General features: G+C 46.4%; 14 protein-coding genes and 1 pseudogene. 7 read left to right on the top strand and 8 right to left on the bottom strand.

Features of this window, described 5'->3' with window-relative positions:
- The first annotated feature begins 107 nt into the window (after positions 1-107).
- From panE to csdA, 3 genes are read left to right on the top strand one after another with little or no spacing between them, the layout of a single operon-like run.
- Positions 108-998 carry a 2-dehydropantoate 2-reductase gene (gene panE, locus KIV41_RS23440; RefSeq protein ID WP_252041053.1) on the top strand — a complete coding sequence of 297 codons (891 nt, stop codon included), beginning with the start codon at positions 108-110 and terminating at the stop codon, positions 996-998.
- The gene (locus KIV41_RS23435; RefSeq protein ID WP_010449859.1) at positions 995-1,594 is read left to right on the top strand and encodes a DJ-1 family glyoxalase III; all 600 of its coding nucleotides are present in this window, start codon (positions 995-997) and stop codon (positions 1,592-1,594) included. The genes panE and KIV41_RS23435 overlap by 4 nt, the downstream gene beginning before the upstream one ends.
- Entirely contained in the window at positions 1,594-2,805 is a 1,212-nt protein-coding gene (gene csdA, locus KIV41_RS23430) for a cysteine desulfurase CsdA (RefSeq protein ID WP_252041054.1), read from the top strand. The genes KIV41_RS23435 and csdA overlap by 1 nt, the downstream gene beginning before the upstream one ends.
- A gap of 101 nt (positions 2,806-2,906) precedes the next feature.
- On the opposite strand, the gene csdE is transcribed toward csdA, so the two are convergent.
- The 4 genes from csdE to KIV41_RS23410 all read right to left on the bottom strand — a co-directional run bounded on the left by csdE (position 2,907) and on the right by KIV41_RS23410 (position 6,081).
- On the bottom strand, positions 2,907-3,335 hold the full coding sequence (gene csdE / locus KIV41_RS23425) for a cysteine desulfurase sulfur acceptor subunit CsdE (RefSeq protein ID WP_038864626.1): 429 nt from the start codon (positions 3,333-3,335) through the stop codon (positions 2,907-2,909).
- A gap of 21 nt (positions 3,336-3,356) precedes the next feature.
- Complete coding sequence (gene tcdA, locus KIV41_RS23420; RefSeq protein WP_005427322.1) at positions 3,357-4,166, bottom strand: tRNA cyclic N6-threonylcarbamoyladenosine(37) synthase TcdA; 810 nt, start codon at positions 4,164-4,166, stop codon at positions 3,357-3,359.
- A gap of 102 nt (positions 4,167-4,268) precedes the next feature.
- A complete protein-coding gene (gene mltA, locus KIV41_RS23415; RefSeq protein WP_252041056.1) occupies positions 4,269-5,372 on the bottom strand; it encodes a murein transglycosylase A in 1,104 nt (367 codons plus the stop codon).
- A gap of 262 nt (positions 5,373-5,634) precedes the next feature.
- Entirely contained in the window at positions 5,635-6,081 is a 447-nt protein-coding gene (locus tag KIV41_RS23410; protein WP_252041058.1) for a DUF2850 domain-containing protein, read from the bottom strand.
- 164 nt (positions 6,082-6,245) lie between these two features.
- Here KIV41_RS23410 and argA point away from each other — a divergent pair, with 164 nt between their 5' ends.
- Both argA and KIV41_RS23400 read left to right on the top strand, forming a co-directional pair.
- On the top strand, positions 6,246-7,583 hold the full coding sequence (gene argA, locus KIV41_RS23405; protein WP_252041060.1) for an amino-acid N-acetyltransferase: 1,338 nt from the start codon (positions 6,246-6,248) through the stop codon (positions 7,581-7,583).
- 261 nt (positions 7,584-7,844) lie between these two features.
- A complete protein-coding gene (locus KIV41_RS23400) occupies positions 7,845-8,033 on the top strand; it encodes a hypothetical protein (protein ID WP_010449872.1) in 189 nt (62 codons plus the stop codon).
- Positions 8,034-8,077: 44 nt separating this feature from the next.
- Here KIV41_RS23400 and KIV41_RS23395 read toward each other — a convergent pair whose 3' ends face one another.
- The 4 genes from KIV41_RS23395 to recC all read right to left on the bottom strand — a co-directional run bounded on the left by KIV41_RS23395 (position 8,078) and on the right by recC (position 18,476).
- Entirely contained in the window at positions 8,078-8,458 is a 381-nt protein-coding gene (locus tag KIV41_RS23395; RefSeq protein WP_171357125.1) for a hypothetical protein, read from the bottom strand.
- A gap of 160 nt (positions 8,459-8,618) precedes the next feature.
- Positions 8,619-10,796, bottom strand: a complete 2,178-nt coding sequence (recD, locus tag KIV41_RS23390; protein WP_285337774.1) for an exodeoxyribonuclease V subunit alpha — start codon at positions 10,794-10,796, stop codon at positions 8,619-8,621.
- Entirely contained in the window at positions 10,796-14,434 is a 3,639-nt protein-coding gene (gene recB / locus KIV41_RS23385) for an exodeoxyribonuclease V subunit beta (RefSeq protein ID WP_285337773.1), read from the bottom strand. Before recB ends, recD begins: the two co-directional genes overlap by 1 nt.
- A 565-nt stretch (positions 14,435-14,999) precedes the next feature.
- Positions 15,000-18,476: an exodeoxyribonuclease V subunit gamma gene (gene recC / locus KIV41_RS23380; protein ID WP_285337805.1), complete on the bottom strand. Its 3,477-nt coding sequence runs from the start codon at positions 18,474-18,476 to the stop codon at positions 15,000-15,002.
- A 359-nt stretch (positions 18,477-18,835) separates the two neighbouring features.
- On the opposite strand from recC, the gene KIV41_RS23375 reads away from it, so the two are divergent.
- Together KIV41_RS23375 and KIV41_RS23370 are read left to right on the top strand one after the other, a co-directional pair.
- Positions 18,836-20,653: a DUF3413 domain-containing protein gene (locus KIV41_RS23375; protein ID WP_045394073.1), complete on the top strand. Its 1,818-nt coding sequence runs from the start codon at positions 18,836-18,838 to the stop codon at positions 20,651-20,653.
- Positions 20,654-20,759: 106 nt separating this feature from the next.
- Positions 20,760-21,055, top strand: a pseudogene (locus KIV41_RS23370) (helix-turn-helix domain-containing protein); the annotation flags it as partial.

Genomic DNA, 21,055 nt, shown 5'->3' with positions numbered 1-21,055 from the left:
TAGAACCGATAAGTTCCCCAAAAATGGCGCCTCTTGGCGCCATTTTTATTTGCTTTCCTTTTTTCCCTCATTATCCTTGCAGCAAACCTTTTTAATGAGAGCGTTTGGTGAATATTCTTATCCTTGGTCCGGGAGCTATTGGCTCACTATGGGCGACCAAATTTCAATTTGCTGGGCACAATGTTTCCTTATGGGGAAGAACCTCTGATAGTAAGCAACAGCTTCAACTTGATGACGCTCCTGCAATTAACTTCACTAATCAGCACCTTCCTTCTGTACAAGCCGCAGATCTGATTGTTGTGACGGTAAAAGCATGGCAAGTAGAGGAAGCCATTGAGCCTCTTCTTCCCTACATCAGCAAAGACACCATTGTGATGTTGCTGCACAACGGTATGGGCACTGCACCGCTACTTGAAGCAAAACTGCCTGATAACCCATTGATAGTTGCCACAACAACACACGGTGCTTATAAACCAAGTAAAGAGCAGGTTCTTCACACTGGTCAGGGGAATACTCAACTGGGTGGTTTTAATGCTAAAGGTGCTCAGTGTAGCTTTCTTGCAGATGTGATGAACCACGCTTTGCCCGAAGTTAATTGGAACCCAAACATCAACGCTGCATTGTGGACAAAACTTGCGATCAATTGCGCAATCAACCCCCTGACTGCCATCCATCAATGCAAGAATGGTGAGCTTGCCGCTCCTGAGTTTGACACCAAATTGGCGAACATCACTCATGAGTTAGTGGAAGTCATGAATAAAGAAGAGATCGAGGTAGATTTTGACTCTCTTCATGCCACTATTATGCAAGTGGTTAACGCTACAGCAGCCAACTACTCTTCTATGAGGCAAGATGTTTTTCACCAACGCCGTACCGAGATAGACTTTATTACTGGTTATCTACTGCAAGCCGCCGAAAAGCATCACATTAGCACGCCAGAGAACGCCAAACTCTATCAACGCATCAAACAGATTGAACAAAGCTGGACAGAACAATGAACAAAAAGATCTTAGTACCTATCGCTCCGGGCACCGAAGAAATGGAAGCGGTAACCGTTATCGACTTAATGGTTCGAGCAGGCTATGACGTAACGGTTGCAAGCGCAGACTTCGATGGTGCACTGACTATGAAGGCTTCTCGTGGTGTGACACTTACCGCGGATTGCAAGCTGGTTGATGTTGCCGATGACGAGTTTGATGCGATTGTTCTATCTGGTGGCGTAGGTGGTGCAGAAACCTTCCGTGATAGCACCATCATGATTGAGATCCTGAAACAGCATATGTACGAAGGTAAACTGGTTGCGGCAATTTGTGCTGCTCCTGCTTTGGTTTTACAACACCACAACCTTTACCCTGAAGCTCTGATGACATGTCACCCAAGCTTCCAATCTCATATTCCGGAAGACAAATGGCGAGCAAAACGTGTCACCATGGACGTGAATCACAATCTACTGACAAGTCAGGGACCAGGAACCGCACTTGAGTTCGCTATGGAAATCATTATCAAACTTTCCGGTAAAGAGCATGGATGGATGGTTGCAGAGCCGTTAGTCACTATCCCAACACTGCATTATCACGAGCTCGGTGACGAATAATGTTTGACGTAAACGCTGTACGCGAACAGTTCCCAGCTCTGAATCAAGACGTCAACCAGTCACCTTTGGTTTACCTTGATAGCGCAGCTACAACACAAAAGCCACAATGCGTGATCGATGTGATTAGCCGTTACTACAGTGCACAAAATGCGAACGTGCACCGTGGCAGTCACAGCTTAACAGCCAACGCGACCAGTCAATTTGAAGCGGCTCGTGAAACCGTTGCGAAGTTCATTGGGGCAAGCAGCTCAAAAGAAATCATTTGGACTCGCGGCGCAACCGAAGCGCTAAATCTCATCGCGCAAACTTATGCTCGAAGCTCGCTCCAAGCGGGTGATGAAATCCTGATCAGTGAAATGGAACATCACGCCAACATCGTGCCTTGGCAAATTGTCGCAGAGCAAACGGGCGCGAAAATCGTTAAAGTTCCGATGACCTCCGATTGCCAATTCGATATCAGTGCATTTGAAGCACTGTTGTCGGAGCGCTGTAAAATCGTAGCATGTGCACAAATCACCAATGTGACGGGCTCTCGTCAACCCATCGAGAAAATCATCGCTAAGGCGCATGCGGTAGGCGCGGTTGTTGTTGTTGATGGTGCACAAGGTATTGTTCATGAACCTTTGAACTTGGCAGAGCTCGATGTTGATTTCTATGTCTTCTCTGGCCACAAACTGTATGCACCTGCAGGGATTGGGGTTCTTTATGGCAAGCTTGAACTTTTAGAAGCGATGCCACCATGGCACGGCGGCGGCAAAATGGTCGAAAGAGTCTCGTTTGAGAAAACCACCTTCTCAGCCTTGCCGGGTAAGTTTGAAGCGGGCACACCGAACGTCGCTGGCGCGATTGCGCTAGCAAAAGCTATCGATTGGTACCAAGGCTTCAACCAAACCGAAGTAGAGGCACATCTGCATTCTCTGCAGGAAAAAGCTTACCAAGCACTGACTCAGCTGGACGACATTCAAATCCTCGGTTATCAGCCGAACGCTTCAGTGCTTACTTTTGTGATGGACGGCGTTCACCACCAAGACATTGCTACACTGCTTGATCAACAAGGTATCGCAGTTCGTGCAGGGCATCACTGTGCTCACCCTCTGATGGATGCGCTCAACGTCAAAGGTACTGTGCGTGTTTCTTTTGGTATCTACAATACGTTAGAAGATGTTGAGAAGCTGATTGCAGCCGTTGAGAAAGCAGTCGATATGCTTTAACAATCAAGATACCAATCTAGATATATAGAAAAAGGGTTGAAACCATTTGGCTTCAACCCTTTTCTTTGTTTTGTTCTTTATGCGGTGTTCACTAATCGCAATTACTGAGCCTGTGTTTTGATCTGCTCAACAATCGCTTTCAAACCGTTGCCACGCGATGGGCTTAGATGAGCAATTAAACCCAGCTTTTCAAAGTAAGCATCAATATCAAACGCTTGAATTTGCTCTGCTGTTTTGCCGTCGTAAGCTGCCATCACCAAGGCAATCAGGCCACGAACGATACGCGCGTCAGAATCAGCGCAGAAGTGCCATACGCCTTCTTGCTCTTTGCTCACCAACCACACTAGGCTTTCACAACCAGATACCGTAACTTGTTCTGATTTAAGCTCTTCAGGCATTTGAGGCAGCTTTTTACCCCATTGAATCACCTGACGGTAACGGTCTTCCCAACCTTTAAATTGCTGCATGGTTGCGGCGATGTCTTCACTGGTGATGTCAGTGCCAAACGGCGAAACAGGGAAATCAGTCATGATGCGCTCTCTTCTTTGAATTTACTTCTTATGCTTTTGAATCAGCTTTTCAACGATGCGAGATACCGCAACAAAACCGAAAGTTGCTGTTACAACCGTCGCTGCGCCAAAACCACTCGCACAGTCCATTCGTTTTGGACCTTCTGCTGTCGATTTCACGCCACATACTGAACCATCTGCTTGTGGGTACTTCAATTGCTCGGTAGAGAACACACAATCGATACCAAACTTACGCGCTGGGTTTTTCGGGAAGTTATGATGGCGACGCAACGTATCTTTGATCTTCTTCGCCAATGGATCCTGGATAGTCTTGGTCAGATCCGCCACCATGATTTGGGTTGGATCGATTTGACCACCAGCACCGCCTGTCGTGATCACTTTGATCTTGTTGCTACGACAGTAAGCCAGTAGAGAGGCTTTTGCTTTTACGCTATCGATCGCATCCAACACGTAATCGAACTCTTTGCTCAAGTACTCGTGCTGGTTATCTGGCGTGATGAAATCGTCAATCAGATTGACCTTACATTCAGGGTTAATCAGCTTAACGCGCTCTGCCATCACTTCAATTTTGCTTTGACCAACCGTGCCTGTCATCGCATGGATTTGGCGGTTAATGTTAGTCACACACACGTCATCCATATCAATAAGTGTCAGCTCACCAATACCAGTACGTGCCAGCGCTTCTACCGCCCAAGAACCTACGCCACCAATACCAATCACGCACACGTGTGCGGCACGAAGAATTTCTACTTCGCTGTTACCGTAGAGACGACGAGTGCCACCAAAACGTTGGTTGTAGCTGTCAGATGCCGGAGTATCGAGTTCACGCATATTGAAGTTCCAGATGATCGATAGAAAAACAAAGAGTGCGATTTATACGCACTCTTTGATGAAATGTCTAGATGATGAGAGGCGATTCCTCTCGCTAGGCGCTTATTGTAACTTCTCTGGCGGCAAAGCCCAAGGTGCTTGCGTTGGGGTATTTTCCAGACCGAGTTTCCACACACGACCAAAGTGCTTGTAGTGACCCGCTTCTGTGCCAGCACGTGGTCCCATACCGTGGTAAAGGTCAAGATGGTTTTGCTTCACCGCACCGCCAGTGTCTAGCACAATAAGAAGACGAAGCTGATGTGCCCCGCTCCATGTACCGTCTTTATTAAGCAATGGTACTTCAGCTAGGATTGGTGTACCCATAGGTAGAATTGAGCGATCACCTGCAACCGATGCCATTGGTAATAGAGGAATACCTGCTGATCCCGTAACTGGCGCATCCGCTTGCGGCGCAAAGAAGACATAAGAAGGGTTTTGCTCTAGCAATTCACGAACTGCCGCCTCATCATTTGCCATCACCCACTCTTTGATTGCCTTTAATGACATCTTTTCACGTGGCACTTCACCACGATCAATCAAAATACGACCAATGCTTACGTACGCTTTGTTGTTCTTGCCTGCGTAAGCGAAGTATTCCAGCGTATCGTCATCTTTAAAATGAACAAAGCCGCTGCCCTGCACTTCCATCATAAACGGATCAATCATATTTGGTGCGTAGCCAAGCTCAAGGCCTTGCCCCTCTAATGCACCGTTATAAATCTCTGCACGAGTCGGACAGTCCGAGCTGCAAGTCGGCTTGCCATAAACTGGGTACTTAAACTTAGCATTTGGCTCGTGACGCAATTCCATCACTGGTGAGAAATAACCCGTGAATAACACATTACCCTTTTTGTCACCGCCCCCAAGTTGAGCGGCCTGAATGCCGAAAGCACTTAACGCTGTGGTATCACCACTTTGCAACGCCCACTCACTCAACTTCTCGTAAAGTGGTTGGTACATTTTTGCCATTGAAGGCGACTTGGTTACAACTTGCTCTGCTTGCTTGTTGAACTCAGTAAAGTCTTGCGGCTTGTTAGATTCAACCACATTCACTTCATTGAGTATGTTGGTAAATTCACCATCCAGATATTGTTGAGCACGATCTGTTGGTTGAGCACAGCCAAAGAGAAGGCTTAACGTCATTAGAGGTAGGAGTTTTTTATGCACGGAGGATTTCCACAGTTAAATATAGCGAAAGGATGACAAACAAATACCTACGAAGCAATTGAAAAGCTGCGACAAAGTGTATCAACAATGAGCGAATGCACGAGCGCCTCGTACAGTTCATCAACCAAATATATTTATAGCAGAGGAAAATAAAGGAAATGTCCAAGCAATGTTTGATATTGCAGATCCAGTAAACCAGAGAAAATTACTTCGACAGATGTTAAACCATCGCTTCCATGCGATGAACAAGTGGTTCGGAGTTCTAGCGTAGAGACAAGTCGCTTTTGCCTTCTAAACGGAAGACTGGCAAATAATGCGCATTTGAGTCCAACTTCATTTCAGTATGATTTTGTCCCACGAATTCAAACTCTCTTACCTTAGAGCCCACCTTATACGAAAAGGTTTTACCGTCAAACTCAAAATCAGTGGCTATGGTAGAGCCCTGAACGATGATGCCCCTTTCACTGACAATGAACTCTTCACGAGCGTAAGGCGCAACCTCTTGCTCAATCCACTTACCATAGATAAGAGACTTTGGTACCGGCTTATATACAAAACGACCAATCAAGTCTCCATAAACACCAATAACAGCAAGCGTTCCGACTAAGGCAATAAACATCAGTGCACGTTCAATCCACTTACGGGTATTGGTTTTTTTCTGAGTTGGCTGTTCGTTAATAGCAGCGTTTTTTTTCGCTAAAGAAGACATCACACTTTCTTACTTTGAAACCACACACACATTCTACTCTTTTATAGTAAAAAGAATAAAGAGTGAGCAAATTGATGTTTGCTCTTTGTTCCAAAAAAACACCTTGCCAACAATTGAATAAAAAGACAATATTAGAGCATAAATAAACACAAGGAATGGCTGTAGTGAAAATTCGTAGTACTGCTCTAGTTAAAGGATTCCGTCAATCCACACCCTATGTGAACGCCCACCGTGGTAAAACCATGGTCTTAATGTTAGGTGGAGAGGCGGTTGCGGATAAAAACTTTGGCAATATTATCAATGATATTGCGCTTATGCACAGTCTAGGAATTAAGATAGTACTTGTTTATGGTGCTAGGCCACAAATTAATCAGCTACTAGAAAAACAAGACCTTACAACGCCGTACCACAAAAATGTTCGAATCACAGACGAAGCTGCACTTTCGGTAGTTATGCAGGCAGCAGGGCAACTACAACTGGCTATTACCGCACGTTTGTCGATGAGCCTCAATAATACGCCGATGGCAGGAACACAACTTAACGTCGTGAGCGGTAACTTTGTGATTGCTCAGCCCCTCGGAGTGGATGACGGTATTGATTATTGCCACAGTGGTCGTATCCGTCGAATCGATACCAATGCTATCCATCGCACACTCGATCAAGGCTCAATTGTACTGCTTGGCCCTATTGCCAGCTCTGTGACAGGCGAGTGTTTTAATCTGCTCTCTGAAGAAGTTGCCACTCAACTAGCGATAAAACTAGGCGCAGATAAACTTATTGGCTTCTGTTCAGAGCAAGGTGTGATTGATGACAATGGCAACGCCGTCGCGGAGCTGTTCCCTATCGAAGCAGAACATGTCATTAAAAATCTGACCGAGAACACCTCGCCGGACACCGACTATAACTCCGGTACATTACGTTTTCTTAAAGGCTCCATTGCCGCATGTCGTGCAGGAGTGCCGCGAAGTCACCTGATCAGCTACAAAGTGGATGGCGCGTTAATTCAAGAGCTTTTCTCTTTCGATGGCATCGGTACCCAAGTCGTGATGGCCAGTGCCGAACAGGTGCGCGAAGCCGATATCGATGACATTGGCGGTATCCTAGATTTGATCCGTCCACTAGAAGAGCAAGGAGTCTTAGTGCGACGCTCACGTGAGCAACTTGAGCAAGAAATTAGTAAGTTCACCATCATAGAAAAAGACGGTTTGATAATAGGCTGTGCGGCTTTGTATCCATATATCGAAGAACGCAAAGCAGAGATGGCCTGTGTTGCAATTCACCCTGACTATCGAGATGGAAACCGAGGACTACTACTGCTCAACTATATGAAGCATCGCTCAAAATCAGACTGCATTGACCAGATTTTTGTACTGACTACCCACAGCTTGCACTGGTTCAGAGAGCAAGGCTTTTACGAGGTGAATGTTGATTACCTACCTGTAGTAAAACAGGATCTGTATAACTTTCAGCGTAAGTCAAAAATCCTAGCGTTGGATCTTTGAACCACATGATCAACTAACACAAACCGTTCAATTAATGTGCAAACCATTACATTAAAATTGAATGAATATTTATCGTTGATTTATTCATCTGGTTGGCTATACTTTGCGCCAATGCGGTCAAAGTTTAACCGCTAAGGATCTAGGTGAGAGAACTCTCTCCACCCTAAAATACTCAGCATTAATTACGTTTCTGCTGAGTATCCGTATATCAAGGACAGCTGTTTATCTGACTTTTATTAAAGCCGAGAAGAGCACTGTTATATGAGAACTATTATTTGTAATTCGCTGCAAAGCTTTTGGGATATGGCTGATAATCATTTTCTAGAAGGCCTAGATGTGCATTGTGTGTTCCCTGTTAATGATGCCATCAGAGAGTTCATCTTAAGCTACCAAAAACAGTACAACATTAAGAGCGTGTCATTTACCAACGCTTTTAGTAAAGCCAGTTGATAGAAGAAGACCGAGCATCATGCTCGGTCTTTTTGTACGTACGTCTAGTGAATAAACATCATTATTAAGGTGGAACAAGTTACGAAGATAATCATCAGCAATATTGTCCAATACACTAGGCTTGTCATAATCAGCCACGGAGGACTTACGCTGCGAATATCGCTCAGCCCTCTTTTCCGACTAAGTCGAGGAAACGCGATAGCCGCAAGCAGTCCCGTGCCATAAATAAGCGCTCCAAAATGAAAACCTGAACTGATCGCTCGCTCAACTTCAGAAAAGTGTCGCTCATTGAAAGCGTACTGCTTTACATTTTTAGGGGTCAAGAAAACGAGAAAGGCACCTAGCACCACAAACCAAATAAACAACGCAGCACCTGAAACAAAAAAAGCGATAAATGCGATACGTACAAGCCAGGAAAAATCCACGAGCACACCTCATTCGACATCAAAGCTCAAACAATATCGAAGAAAAAGCATGGGGTTCAAACCAGGTCGAATTACTTGGACATAAAAATGGCGGGATTACGACCCGCCACATAAAAACATATTCAGTTTATGAAAACTTCTCACTTTTGAATGACTAAACTCAATTTCTAAGTCGCTCAACCAACCCACTTGCTCGAGTGGTTTTCACTTTAATACCGCGCTTGAGGACATTCATCTCAGCGTACATCGCAAGGCGTTTCTTCGCGCGAGTAATACCTGTGTAGATCAGCTCACGAGTGAGGATTGGACTGAAGTCTGGCGGCAAAATCATCAGCGTGTATTCAAACTCACTGCCCTGTGATTTATGAATGGTCATCGCATATGCGGTTTCATGCTCAGGGACTCGGCTTGGCAGCACCGACTTCACGCTGCCATCCGGTAGTTCAAAGAACACTTTAAGACGCGGCTCTCCTTCGCTGTCGTCTCGCATACAAATGCCGATATCACCGTTATACAACCCCAAGCCATGATCATTACGCGTGACCATCACTGGCCTACCGTGATACCAAAGTTCATCTTGGGTTTGAATCAGCTTACGTGCCGCGAGTGCTTTTTCAATGCGTTGGTTTAAACCGGTCACACCAAAGTCACCTTCACGGATGGCACACAATAGTCGGCATTGATTAAAGGTATCCAACACGGCTTTGGCTTTGCGGGTCAGCGTTTCTGGTTCTCCTGTCTTTTGGTCAATATCTTGCTGTCCGATGCGTTTCAGGTAACGACCATATTCAGTAACCAAGGTCTGCATCATCTGATTGTAGTTTTGACTGCTCAGTGCAAAATGCTCGATATCAGCAAAATCACGATTCCAAACGTCGTCTACTTTTGCGGCTGAGCCAACGTTGACCGCTTTCGCTAGCTGACCGATACCAGAACGGGCATCGAATCGGTAACTCTTTTGCAGCATACATAAGCTATCGGCAATCGAAGCATTACTGTTGGTGCTGTAAGCCAAGGTGTCAAAACCCGTTAACTTCGCGACCGCAGACGCCTGCTCTTTGCCAAAGCCAAATGCGTGGAACGAACAGATATCACCGAGCACCGCACCTGCTTCTACCGACGCCAACTGGTCTTTATCTCCCAGTAGAATCAAACGCGCATGCTTTGGTAGCGCATCGACGACTTTGTACATCATCGGCAGATCGACCATAGAGGCTTCATCCACTACTAAAATATCGAGGTGCAGCGGATTTTGCTTGTTGTGACGAAACTCTGCACTGTTCGGGATCGCGCCCAACAGGCGATGCAAAGTGCTCGATTCGGTTGGAATTTTCGCTTTAAGCTCAGGCTCCACTGGCAACTCTTGAATCGCTTTACCAATAGACTCCGTCAATCGCGCTGCCGCTTTACCTGTTGGCGCCACCAGCTTGATGGTGAGGTTTTTCTCTTGTCCTGCTTGCTCAATCAATGCGGCAAGCAGTTTGGTTACCGTAGTGGTTTTACCCGTACCCGGACCACCTGAAATCACCGCAAAACGACGCGTCAGTGCCACTGCAGCTGCGACCTTCTGCCAGTTAACACAAGCCGATAATGGCACAAGCTTGTCCAGCACTTGTAGATCGTGAACTTGTTTAACTTGGCAGACTGCCGCATCAATGGCTGCCCAATCGAGACTGTCTACGGTAGCCACATCCAAATGGTCACAGACTAATTGCTGGCGTAGCACCTGGTTGCTGGTCCCCGACTCTGTCGCTTTGGCTAATGCATTGAACAGAAAGTGGTACTGACGAGCGAATAAATGGTGAAGCAACTCAGACAAACGTGTGAATTCTTGAGCCTGTAGGTTTACAGCCGCACTGAGTTGATTGAGCTTGTCCGCCAACGTCACTTCATAGTGCCAGTAACGATGCAGGTAGAGACGCTCGCCATCAAACATCATTGGCAAGGCCTCACCTTGTGTACCAACCAAATGCGACGCTTGCAGAAGCTCAACCCAATTAACGCCTTGCAGCTGAGTATTAAGCGTCAGCGCAGACTCTCCAAACAAACCGAGCTTACTGGCAAGGTCCGCTGGCTGCCCTTGGCTATCAAACAGAGGCAAACAGATGTGCCCTTTCCCCAACTCACTGCTGACCACGCCAGCAATAAATGCCAGTTCTTGGCTGTTCGCTTGTTGCTCAACTTGCGAATAGATAAAGCGCGCGAACTGGAAATCCAATTGGCGAATCGCTCCTTTTTTTGCCAACGATTCTAAAGTTGCCAATAGATCTCGTGTTGCCGCTAGATCTTTTGTTGCCAGAGGGCTGCTTTGCTCAGAAAGAAGATCATTGGTTTTCATCAAATTAACTCCATCTGACCGGATTCACTGGATCGCGTGTCAGGTGCTTGACCATCAATCAAATGATCCATCTCTTGTAAAAATTCAAAGGTTGGCTTGGCAGAAAAAATACCGTGATCACTTTGCCCATCCATACCACGCAAGAACAGGTAATAAACACCGCCAAAGTGCTGTTCATAATCATAATTTGGCAATCTGCTGCGTAAGAAACGATGCAGCGCCAAAGCATAGATTTGGTATTGCAGATCGTAGCGATGATCCGCCATCGCCGACTTCAACGCATCGCCATGGTAATGGAATACATCATCACCTAAGTGGTTCGATTTCCAGTCAAGGACGTAGTATTTGCCTTGGTGCTCAAACACCAAGTCAATAAAGCCTTTCAACATGCCTTGCACGGTTTGGAAACCCAGATCGCCCGCTTTGGCAGAGAGCGGATCATGACGTTGAATCACACGGTTCAATGCTGGTGCAGACAGCACTTCAATCGGCAGTAAGAATTCCATCTCAACCAAACGTTGCGCCGGACCTTTCTGATTGAGTAGCAGTGCTTTGCTATCCAAAGGCGTTGCCAACACGGTATCAATCAACTGTTGTAGGATTGGCAGCCACTCTTCATCAAGCTGCTCACTTTCCATTAAACCGAGGATAATTTGGGTATTCTCTTCCGTTGTCGCTGGTTGAGTAAACTCAATTTCCTCAAATAAGCTGTGCAGGAAAGTACCCGGACGTGCGCCACGCGGGAAGTTGAAGATAGAGCGTTCTGGCTCAACCAATTCCGCCTCATCTTGCTCTTCTGAAGAATCGATATCAAAGCCGGTGATTTCAATCGTCGCGTCATGTTCAGCATGATGAGAACCTTGCTTAACCAAGCCCGAGTAACTGGTGATGCGCCAGTTTCTATCAATCGAGTTTTGCAGCTCTTTGGCAGTCAACGCTTCTAACTCGGTTTGCTTCGCAACATACATCTCGTCGTGCTGCTTTGGAGGATCACAAATCACCACGCTATCGAGATTCTCTTGCTGCTTTTTCAACCCAACAAACAAATCGTTAATGCCGCCTTCTTGACCATTTTGCACCAAGTAACCAATTGCACTGTGATGCACACCGGTTGGCTCTTTGGTTGAGCGACCATTGCGCAGTGTTGAAGCACCAATAAAGCAGGCATACACGGCACGCGTTAGCGCTACATAGATAAGGCGCAAATCTTCAGCAAGGCGCTCTTTATCTGCCTGTTTTAACGACGCATCGTTACCCGTGATATCAAGTACGGTGCGATCGTTCTCAGCGTCGTAGTATTTGGCTTCACTTGCTTCTCGGTAACCAAACACAAATGGCAGAAAGACCAAGTCATATTCCAGACCTTTGGATTTGTGAATGGTGACGATTTGCACCAAGTTACGCTCTGATTCCAAACGCTGAATTTGGTCATCGCTGCCACCTAACCCGTGCTCTGCATCGCTGATGGATTGGGCTAACCAACGCAGCAAGCCGTGGTCGCTGTCTAATTCGTTACTTGCTTGCTGCAATAACTCACCAATGTGCATCAGATCGGTAAGTACTCGCTCACCGTTTTCGCTTTGTGAGCTCGCCCCTTCTTCTAGCAGACGCTCAGCAATATGGCGCTTACTGATCACTGCTCGCAGCATAGGTAGCACACCACGTTGCACCCAAAGCTTACGGTATTCTTTGAACTCGTTAACCGCATTTTCCCACACGGTTTCGTCGTTGTTGAGGGCGTCTAAGCTGGCTGCATCCAGAGCGAACAATTCTGATGCTAGGCTGGCGCGTAATGCTCTGTCGTTTTCTGGTGTTAATACCGCTTGCAGCAAACGCTGTAAGTCTTGCGCCACAGAGCTAGTAAACACACTATCGCGGTTGGACAAATACACACTAGCAATGCCTTGGTCTGCTAACGCCTGCTTGACCATGCGACCTTCGCTACCCGTTCGCACCAATACTGCAATGTCGCCCGCTTTAACTGGCTTCTGCTTTTCGCCATTAACCAAGCTCGCTTGACCTTGTTGCGCTGCGGTCAAAATGGTTTGAATTTGGCTTGCTGTCGCCTCTGCCATAGTTGTGAGGTATTCACCTTTTGGCAGAGGTTTATCTTCCGCTTCTTGCAGCCAATAAGTCAGTGCAGGCTGTTTTTGACCACCCATGGTCCAAACGCGTTTGTCGGCACTTGGGCTGTAATCCACAGAATGGAATGGAATGTCGGAGTCATAAATAAACGGACTATCTGGCAGAGCAAAAATCTGGTTCACTGCCAATACCATATCGGTACTTGATCGCCAGTTGGTGCCAAGCGTGTAGTGAGCACTAACTTGGTTACGAGCCTTGATGTAAGTGAAGATGTCTGCACCACGGAAACCGTAAATCGCCTGTTTCGGGTCACCGATCATAAACAAACCGCACTCAGGATTATCCAAATAAATGCGACTGAAAATGCTGTATTGCAGTGGGTCGGTATCTTGGAATTCATCGATCATCGCAACCGGATAAAGCGTGCGAATGCGCTCTGTCAGTAGTGCGGTTTCATCGGTATCAATCGAGGCAGAAAGCTGAGTCAGCAAGTCATCGAATGACAACCATTGTTTCTGATTTTTTGCTTTTGCCAGCATCACGCGACAATGCTCAATCGCATGAGCTAACAATGGCGCTTTTAAGCTGATTGGGTTGGCAAGGAAGGCTTCTATCGCCTCAAACACGGGGTGTTGTGGTGCAGTACCTTTCGGGGTTTTCTCAAGTAACACATTCTGGGCGAACTTCTCCAGCTTATCTGGATAGTCATAGCCCGTGGTTTCTGTCGAAGCCCATACGTTGACCGCTTCTAACCACGTCGGTAGAGACTTTTTGGTATAGCTGCGTTTGTTGACGTCGGAATCAGAAATCAGTGCGAGGAAGTCATCTTGGCTATCACGCCATCGAGCTTTCAAAGCATCAATTTGCTTTAAGTTTTGCTCATGCAAATCGGCAAGACTACCTTGCATTGCAGGAACAGAGAGACTTAGCGGCGCGCCCGTGAGGTAGTTACTGATGTCATACAGTAGATCCGATGGCGAGCCCCAGAGTTGGCGTACTTCTCCAGCCAAAGCGAATGGCAGAGGGTAGAAATTACGACGCCAGTAATCGGCAACCACTTGCGCTTTGAGATGGCTTTCGTCCGTTACAAACTCATTGTTGAAGCGACTACCGGATTCGAATGCGTTTTGCGTCAGCATGCGTTGGCAGAAACCGTGAATGGTGTACACCGCAGCTTCATCCATTTGGCGCTCTGCTTGCAAAAGGATCTCGGCGGCTTGCTTATGATCTTCGATCTCTTCCAACAAAGGTTGAATCACAGGATCTGAGCTTTGTCCGCGAGCGAATGCGATCCTCGCGTCATGAATACGCGCACGAATACGATCACGCAGCTCCGCTGTTGCAGCTTCGGTAAAGGTCACGACCAGAATTTGATCCACGGTCAACGGCACGCGATGTTTGGTATCGGCAGTGCCATGCCCTAGTAGAAGTCGCAGATACAAACCCGCGATGGTAAAGGTTTTACCCGTACCCGCCGATGCTTCAATTAGCCTTGCACCATGCAGCGGAAAAGTCATGGTTTGCAGTGGAGTTGGAACTGACATTTGCGCCATAACGCTGAATCTCTCCGGATTATCGACTGATCGAACTGTGATCTATCGTTAAAAATTCTATTAATATGTCTAATAGGTTGGAATATTTAGACCTTTGTGGGATCTCACTCACGGTTATCATTACGGAGTACCGTTAGTATGCGCCTCACGAGATAAGCCAAGCCTTTCAGGCGGCTACACTCAAACGAATCATGGTCCCTCTGACCTTGTGGCCGTACAGCGAACGCCCTACAAAAAATAATGATTTTCTGGCGGCCACCCTACTCTCTTCTTTGTCTAAATAATCCAACTTATTCTTATACCCAAGTGACTTCAAGATACAGGATTCAGAGCGTTGTCACTGATTCCCTGTTTATCGAAAATAAGCAAGGAAAACAACGCTGTGTAATAGATTGCTCTTTCCAAGTTGTTTGACGATGAAATTGCTTCAGTGACACGCTCCCGAAGGGCGAGTTGTCTTGGCTCATATACTTCGTTGACGATTTTTAATTTAGAGCCACTAGATCTTCAAATCATCGCCTCGCCTACAAGCCAAGTCAATCTCGCTGAACCAAGCATCTTGAGGTTACTTGGGTATACTTTCAGCATCCATCGCCGCCAATCTTGCGCCTTGAAGAACCAATGCAGTCAGCGTGCGAACTTCTGCTGCAAGCTCATCATTCCAAGCAGACCAAATACGCGAAATATACGCATTATTTCCTTCGCCTGGACTCATGTAACCATCATTGAATGCATCCGCCATTTTCTTCAGCGATTTCTCTTCGTCATCAGCCCAGTGGCCACGACTAAAGCCCGCTTCGACACACGCCAGTGCTGTTTTCGGGAAATATGGCAATGGCTTGGTCATGCCTTCAAAAAACAAACGCACTAATTCAGCAAGCAGTTGTTTAGCTTGCGCAGCGTCTGCCATTGCTGGGTAAACTAAATGCACCGCGCCTTCCTTGCGGTCATAACCAATAACGTGGGTCTTTCTCGGATAACCAGAGGCAGACATAGCAAGATGATCAATCCATGCAGCGAGGTAATCCTGCGCACGAATTTTACCGCTGCGGTAGCGAATCAAACCAGACTGATAGCATTGAGTTAGCCAACCGGTTAGACGGATGTTTTTTCCTTCACCAAGCACATCGAAGGTAAGGTCGATTTCTAAATCGTCTTGCGGCGCACCGGATAAAAACGCCAACTTATCCACCAGCTCTTCCGCTTGCACGCGGTTGGTTTCAAACTCGATATCACCAAATGCGCCAACCGGTAATTTGCCCTGCGCGCGTTGCTCACTCATAAAATGTTTGAGCACGTCTGCTTTTGCGGACGGTTGAGTAATGGCGGTTTCAAGCAAGGTTTCCAGTAGCTCATCACGCATTTGATAGCTTTCTAATCCGCCTAACACGAATGGCTCATCATCTTCCATCACAGGCAATGGCGGCTCGAACATCACTTTCAAACGGCGATTAAAGAAATACTGAACTGGCAAACGCCAGAAGCGTTGTAATTCCACCAAATCCAATTCGATTGGGAAGGTTGCGCCAAGCAAGTAATCATCCAATGCGCGGTTAAACTCGCCACGCGCATGACCTTGAGATTGATTGCTTTGGGTCAACGCCGCTGGAATCCACTCTTTGGCATAGCTTGATTGAGAACCTTGGAATGCACTCGGGCTGAATGGCACCATGGCATGTACATTCACTAACTCGTTGAGTAGTTTATCTCCCGAGTCATCGACAGGCTGGTCTTGATCGCCATCTAAGCAGTAGTTCTGGTGGCAATATTCCATCAACTCCGAAACCAGCACTGACGGCACGCGCTCGGTGTTATCTTGGATAGAACGCCCAACGTAACTGATGTACAAACTCTGCTGCGCAGACAACATGGCTTCTAAGAATAGGTAACGGTCATCGTCTCGGCGTGAACGGTCACCCGGTTTAGTGCGCCCTGTCATTAAGTCAAAACCTTCTGGTGGCATTGATCGCGGGTAAACACCATCGTTCATACCCAGCAGACACACGGTTCTAAATGGGATCGAGCGCATCGGCATCAGAGTACAGAAGTTCACTTGTCCGGCAAGGAAGCGCTGGCTGACCCGTGTTCCCGACAGCTTGTTTTGTAGATACTGGCTAACAATAGAAGGCGACAAGGCATCATCAAATGCCGCATCGGTTAGCTGTTCTTTCAGTTGGCTTAAGGTATCTCGAATCGACTTAAGCGCCATTTCCCCTTCTAGCTCAACAGAGAAGAAGTCATCCAACATCGCCACCAAGGTTTCACGCCATGCATCAATCGACTGAACATGGGAAAGTTTGCGGCGATATTGGCTAATTTGTTGAATAAAGTGAGCTAACTTACCGGCCAGTTCTGCGCCCATACCTTGCACTTCATTGTATGGCGAGAGGCTACCCTCTTGCGCTTCAAACAAACCAGCAGACTCTGGCATCGCGTAACCTAATAACATACGCTGGATACCAAATTGCCATGTGTTTTGGCGTGTTTCTGGCAGTTCAAATTCGCTGCCCGTATGGCTATCTAGCCCCCAGCGAATACCAGATTCTTCCACCCATAGTTTGGCTTGAAGGAAGTCATCTTCGCTTAAGTCGAATCGCTTCAAAATCGCCGGCGTTTCTAACAGCTCAAGTAATTCAGAAGCCAAACAACGTGTATTCGGTAAATTAATAAGTTGCATGAAAGCCGCCAAAATTGGGCTTTCTTGATCGGCCGTCCGGTCTGAAATCGAGTAAGGAATAAATCGCTCACCCGGCGCATTGCCAAATACCGCCTGAATCGCAGGGCTGTAGGCATTGATGTCTGCCACCATGACAATAATATCGCGCGGTTTCAGTGTTGGATCGGCATCGAACATCGCCAGAAGCTGGTCGTGTAACACTTCCACTTCTCGCATTGGGCTGTGGCAAGAGTGTAAGCTCAGAGATTTATCACCCAAACTCACTACTTGTTTGTGCTGGCTGCTGTCGATTTGCTCGTCGTCTTGGTGCTCTTCTAGATTAAGAATATCTGCTTGAAGTTGATGGAGCAGACTGTCGCGCTCGACATCAACAAAAGCTTCAATCTCATGGGATTCAAGCTGCGACAACAAATACATGTTATCGCGTCCAAGTTTACCCATCGACGCCAACAAGCTGTTACCCACCACATCGGTATGCAGCTCATCCACCACGTTTTCTTCTAGCGAACCTTTTAACTGCTCAGTCTCACCTTGTACTTCAGAATGGTCTTCTTGCCAGACCACGTGCTGACGATGTTTTGCTGCTAGGCGAGCTAGGAATTTACGGTCGCGTACCTCACCCCAGTAATAGCGACAAGGGTTGGTAAACATCAAGTGCACATCAATGTGTTCACCAATGGCTTTGAGCGCATCCATGTAACGTGGCGGCAGTGAAGAGATACCAAACACAAACAGGCGCTTCGGCAGGTGATCAAAATTGCCGTTGAAGTTTTCTAGCGTATCAATGAAGTGTTCGTACAAATTGGCACGATGATAAGGCGATTGCCCAAGGGTAACCGTGTGGTCGTACAGTGCCTGCCACAAAATCGGCTGCCATGGGTGTTCGTCTTCAAGTTCAGGTACCGTTTGTCCTGCTTCCCAACTCGCAATCCATTCTGGGCGATACACCAAATAACCATCGAAGATATCAGCAATTTTCTCTGCCAATTGATACAGCTTGGAGTTGTCAGTGTCGTCCTGAAGATAACGTGCCAAAGGTTCGAATGACACTTCGTTCAACAAACCTGGAAGCAAGTGCATCAGCTTCCACGTCATAGCTTCTTTGTTAAAGGCACTGCGCTTAGGCACATCAGCCAATACTTGGGTGAACATGTCCCAAATGAAAGTCGCTGGCAGCGGAAATTCTAGGTTTGCCGCAACACCAAACTCTTTCGCCAATTCCATTTTTAACCACTGAGACATGCCCGGGCTTTGAACCAGAATTTGCTCTTTTTCGAATGGATTTTCTAATGGATTGATGCGAATCAGTTCAACAAGAAGTGATTTGAGAACATCGACCTGATTGGAGTGATAGACAGTAAACAAAGTAGAAGCACCGAATGCCAATGGAAACTGCTAGCAAGCTTAGCACAGCCACATTTATTCCTAGAGCGATCTCGATAGCTTAAATAACAAAAGGTTAGAGAACACTCAAACTCTGCGCAAATAACCAGCAACTGACATTTGTAAGTCACGTCTTACACGCAAATACAAAGCGTGACATTAGTCACAAGTATTTCATGATAAAAAACACTGTTTTATAATCATCACAAATTTCTATAACAATCCCCATCATGTTGAACATCGGTATGAAGCTCACAAAGGAAGGCGAAATCGCTTCTCTTTCCAGCAGCTATCCACTTCACATTCAATTAAATGGGCGAAAAATACTGGAATATCAAAGTATGTTGCGCAAACTTTCATCTAATAGCGCTTGGTTGATGGCATTTTTTGCTTGCTTTGCTCTATATCTATCGATCGCTTGTTACCCGTTTTTGTTGTCGAATAGCCAAGCAGAACCGCTCACATTTCTACAAGAATACTACTTAATCGCCACACAGCTAGGCTGGCTGGGTTTGATTACTCTGCCACTGATGTTGAGTTGTTTATTGCTGTCCTTTTTGCCGACACGCATGTTCAAAGCCGTTGTGATTGCGGTGGCAATCGCACTCTTGATCATGTTGAAAGTCGATATCCTCGTTTTCCAGCAATATAAACTGCACATCAACGGCCTACTGATCCGCATGTTCTTTGAAGGTGGTCGTGACGTATTTGAAATCTCTTGGATGAGTTGGCTGATCTTCATTAGCGATATTGCATTACTGGCAATCGGCCTCGCATTTACCGTTTGGCTGAGCAATAAGATGGCACATAGTCGCGCTAAGTTTGTGCTAATAAGTGTGTGGTTTGGCTTGTTACTTAGCACTCAGGCAATCCACGCATACAAAAATGCGCTCTACGATAACGAAGTTAGCCAGTTTTCGAATAACTGGCCTCTTTACTATCCATTGACGGCACGCAAATTCATCTACAGCCACAACTTAGTAGACGAAAACACGGCATCACATAACCGCGTTGAACTGAAGAACGTTGAAAGTGGTTCGCTTAACTACCCGCTGACACCCATTGAGGTCGAGCGCAGAGACACACAGCCGAACGTCCTATTCATTCTAGTTGATGCATGGCGCTACAGCGATGCAACGCCAGAAATCATGCCTAATGTCAGCAAGTTCGCCGAGAAAACGGTCAATTTCACTCAACATATGAGCGGTGGTAACTCGACTCAAGCAGGTATTTTTAGCCTATTTTACAGCTTACCAGCGACTTATTGGGATAGCTTTTATGCCAGCCAGCGCTCCCCTATATTCCTCGATGCTCTGCAAAATCAAGGCTATCGAATGGGCATCTTTGGTTCAGCGCCATTAACTAGCCCACCTTTGTCACGTACCGTTTTTAAAAAGGTGAAAGACCTCACCCTAAAGCAAACGGGTGAAACACAAGTCGAGCGTGATCAGCAAATCACGGAAGAGTTTATCCAGTTCCAGCAACAGGAAAGCAATAAACCGTACTTTGGCTTCTTGTTCTATGATTCAGCCCATGGCACAAGCTTTCCTGAGCCAGAATTTGCTAAGTTCAAACCTTACTGGGAGCGCGTCGACCATATTCTTCTAAATAATGATTTCGATGCATCGCTTTACCACAACCGCTATAAGAACTCGTTGTACTTCATCGACAGTCTGATTGCGAACGTACTAAAGAATATAGATCTGGAGAACACCATTGTCGTGATCACTTCAGACCATGGCGAAGAGTTTAACGACCATAAAAAGAATTACTGGGGTCATACTGGCAACTACAGTGATACGCAAGTTCATGTGCCTTTATATGTGTTTCTGCCAAACCATCAACCAGAGCAAATTCAATACCGAACCACACACTTTGATATCGTACCAACTTTGATGAACAGCCTATTTAATGTGAAAGGTGCTACTGGTTCATACAGCGTTGGACACGATCTATTTGATAGCCATATATCTCGTGATTGGTACATCGCAGGTAGCTACTACAACTACGCTTTGGTGGGGAAAGAGACCATGTTAGTCGTGAACCCTGGCGGACAATCCCAACAGCTTGATAAACGCCTCAACGTTGATAGGAAGCATCAGGTGCCCGTTAGCGTAATCCAGAACTCGTTGAATGAGATGTCTCGTTTCTATAACTAAGGATAAGAAAAAGCCTCTTGGCGAGAGAGACCAAGAGGCTTTTTTACTTATGCTGTACCGTCCTAAATAAGGTTGACACATTTCCGACATGAAATTGGAGAGTGTCATGAAATCAACAAGTAAACGAACCCAACGAGATTATTCTCTTGCTTTTAAATTGACGGTCGTTGACCAAGTAGAAAAAGGTGAAATGACCTATAAACAAGCTCAAGAGCGATATGGGATACAAGGTCGGTCTACTGTCTTAGTTTGGCTTCGTAAGCACGGTCAGCTAAATTGGTCTAAAGGAATAGAGAAACCAAACACAGTAGGTAATGGTATGCCTGATTCTCCTTCTACTCAAACTCCTGAACAACGGATAAAAGAACTCGAGCAACAACTCGAAGAAACTCAACTGAAAGC

Origin of the sequence: Vibrio sp. D401a, from assembly GCF_030248515.1 — a bacterium.
Classification (GTDB): domain Bacteria; phylum Pseudomonadota; class Gammaproteobacteria; order Enterobacterales; family Vibrionaceae; genus Vibrio; species Vibrio rotiferianus.
The sequence above is the reverse complement of the archived record's forward strand: the minus strand, read 5'-3'. Positions and strand labels throughout refer to the sequence as shown.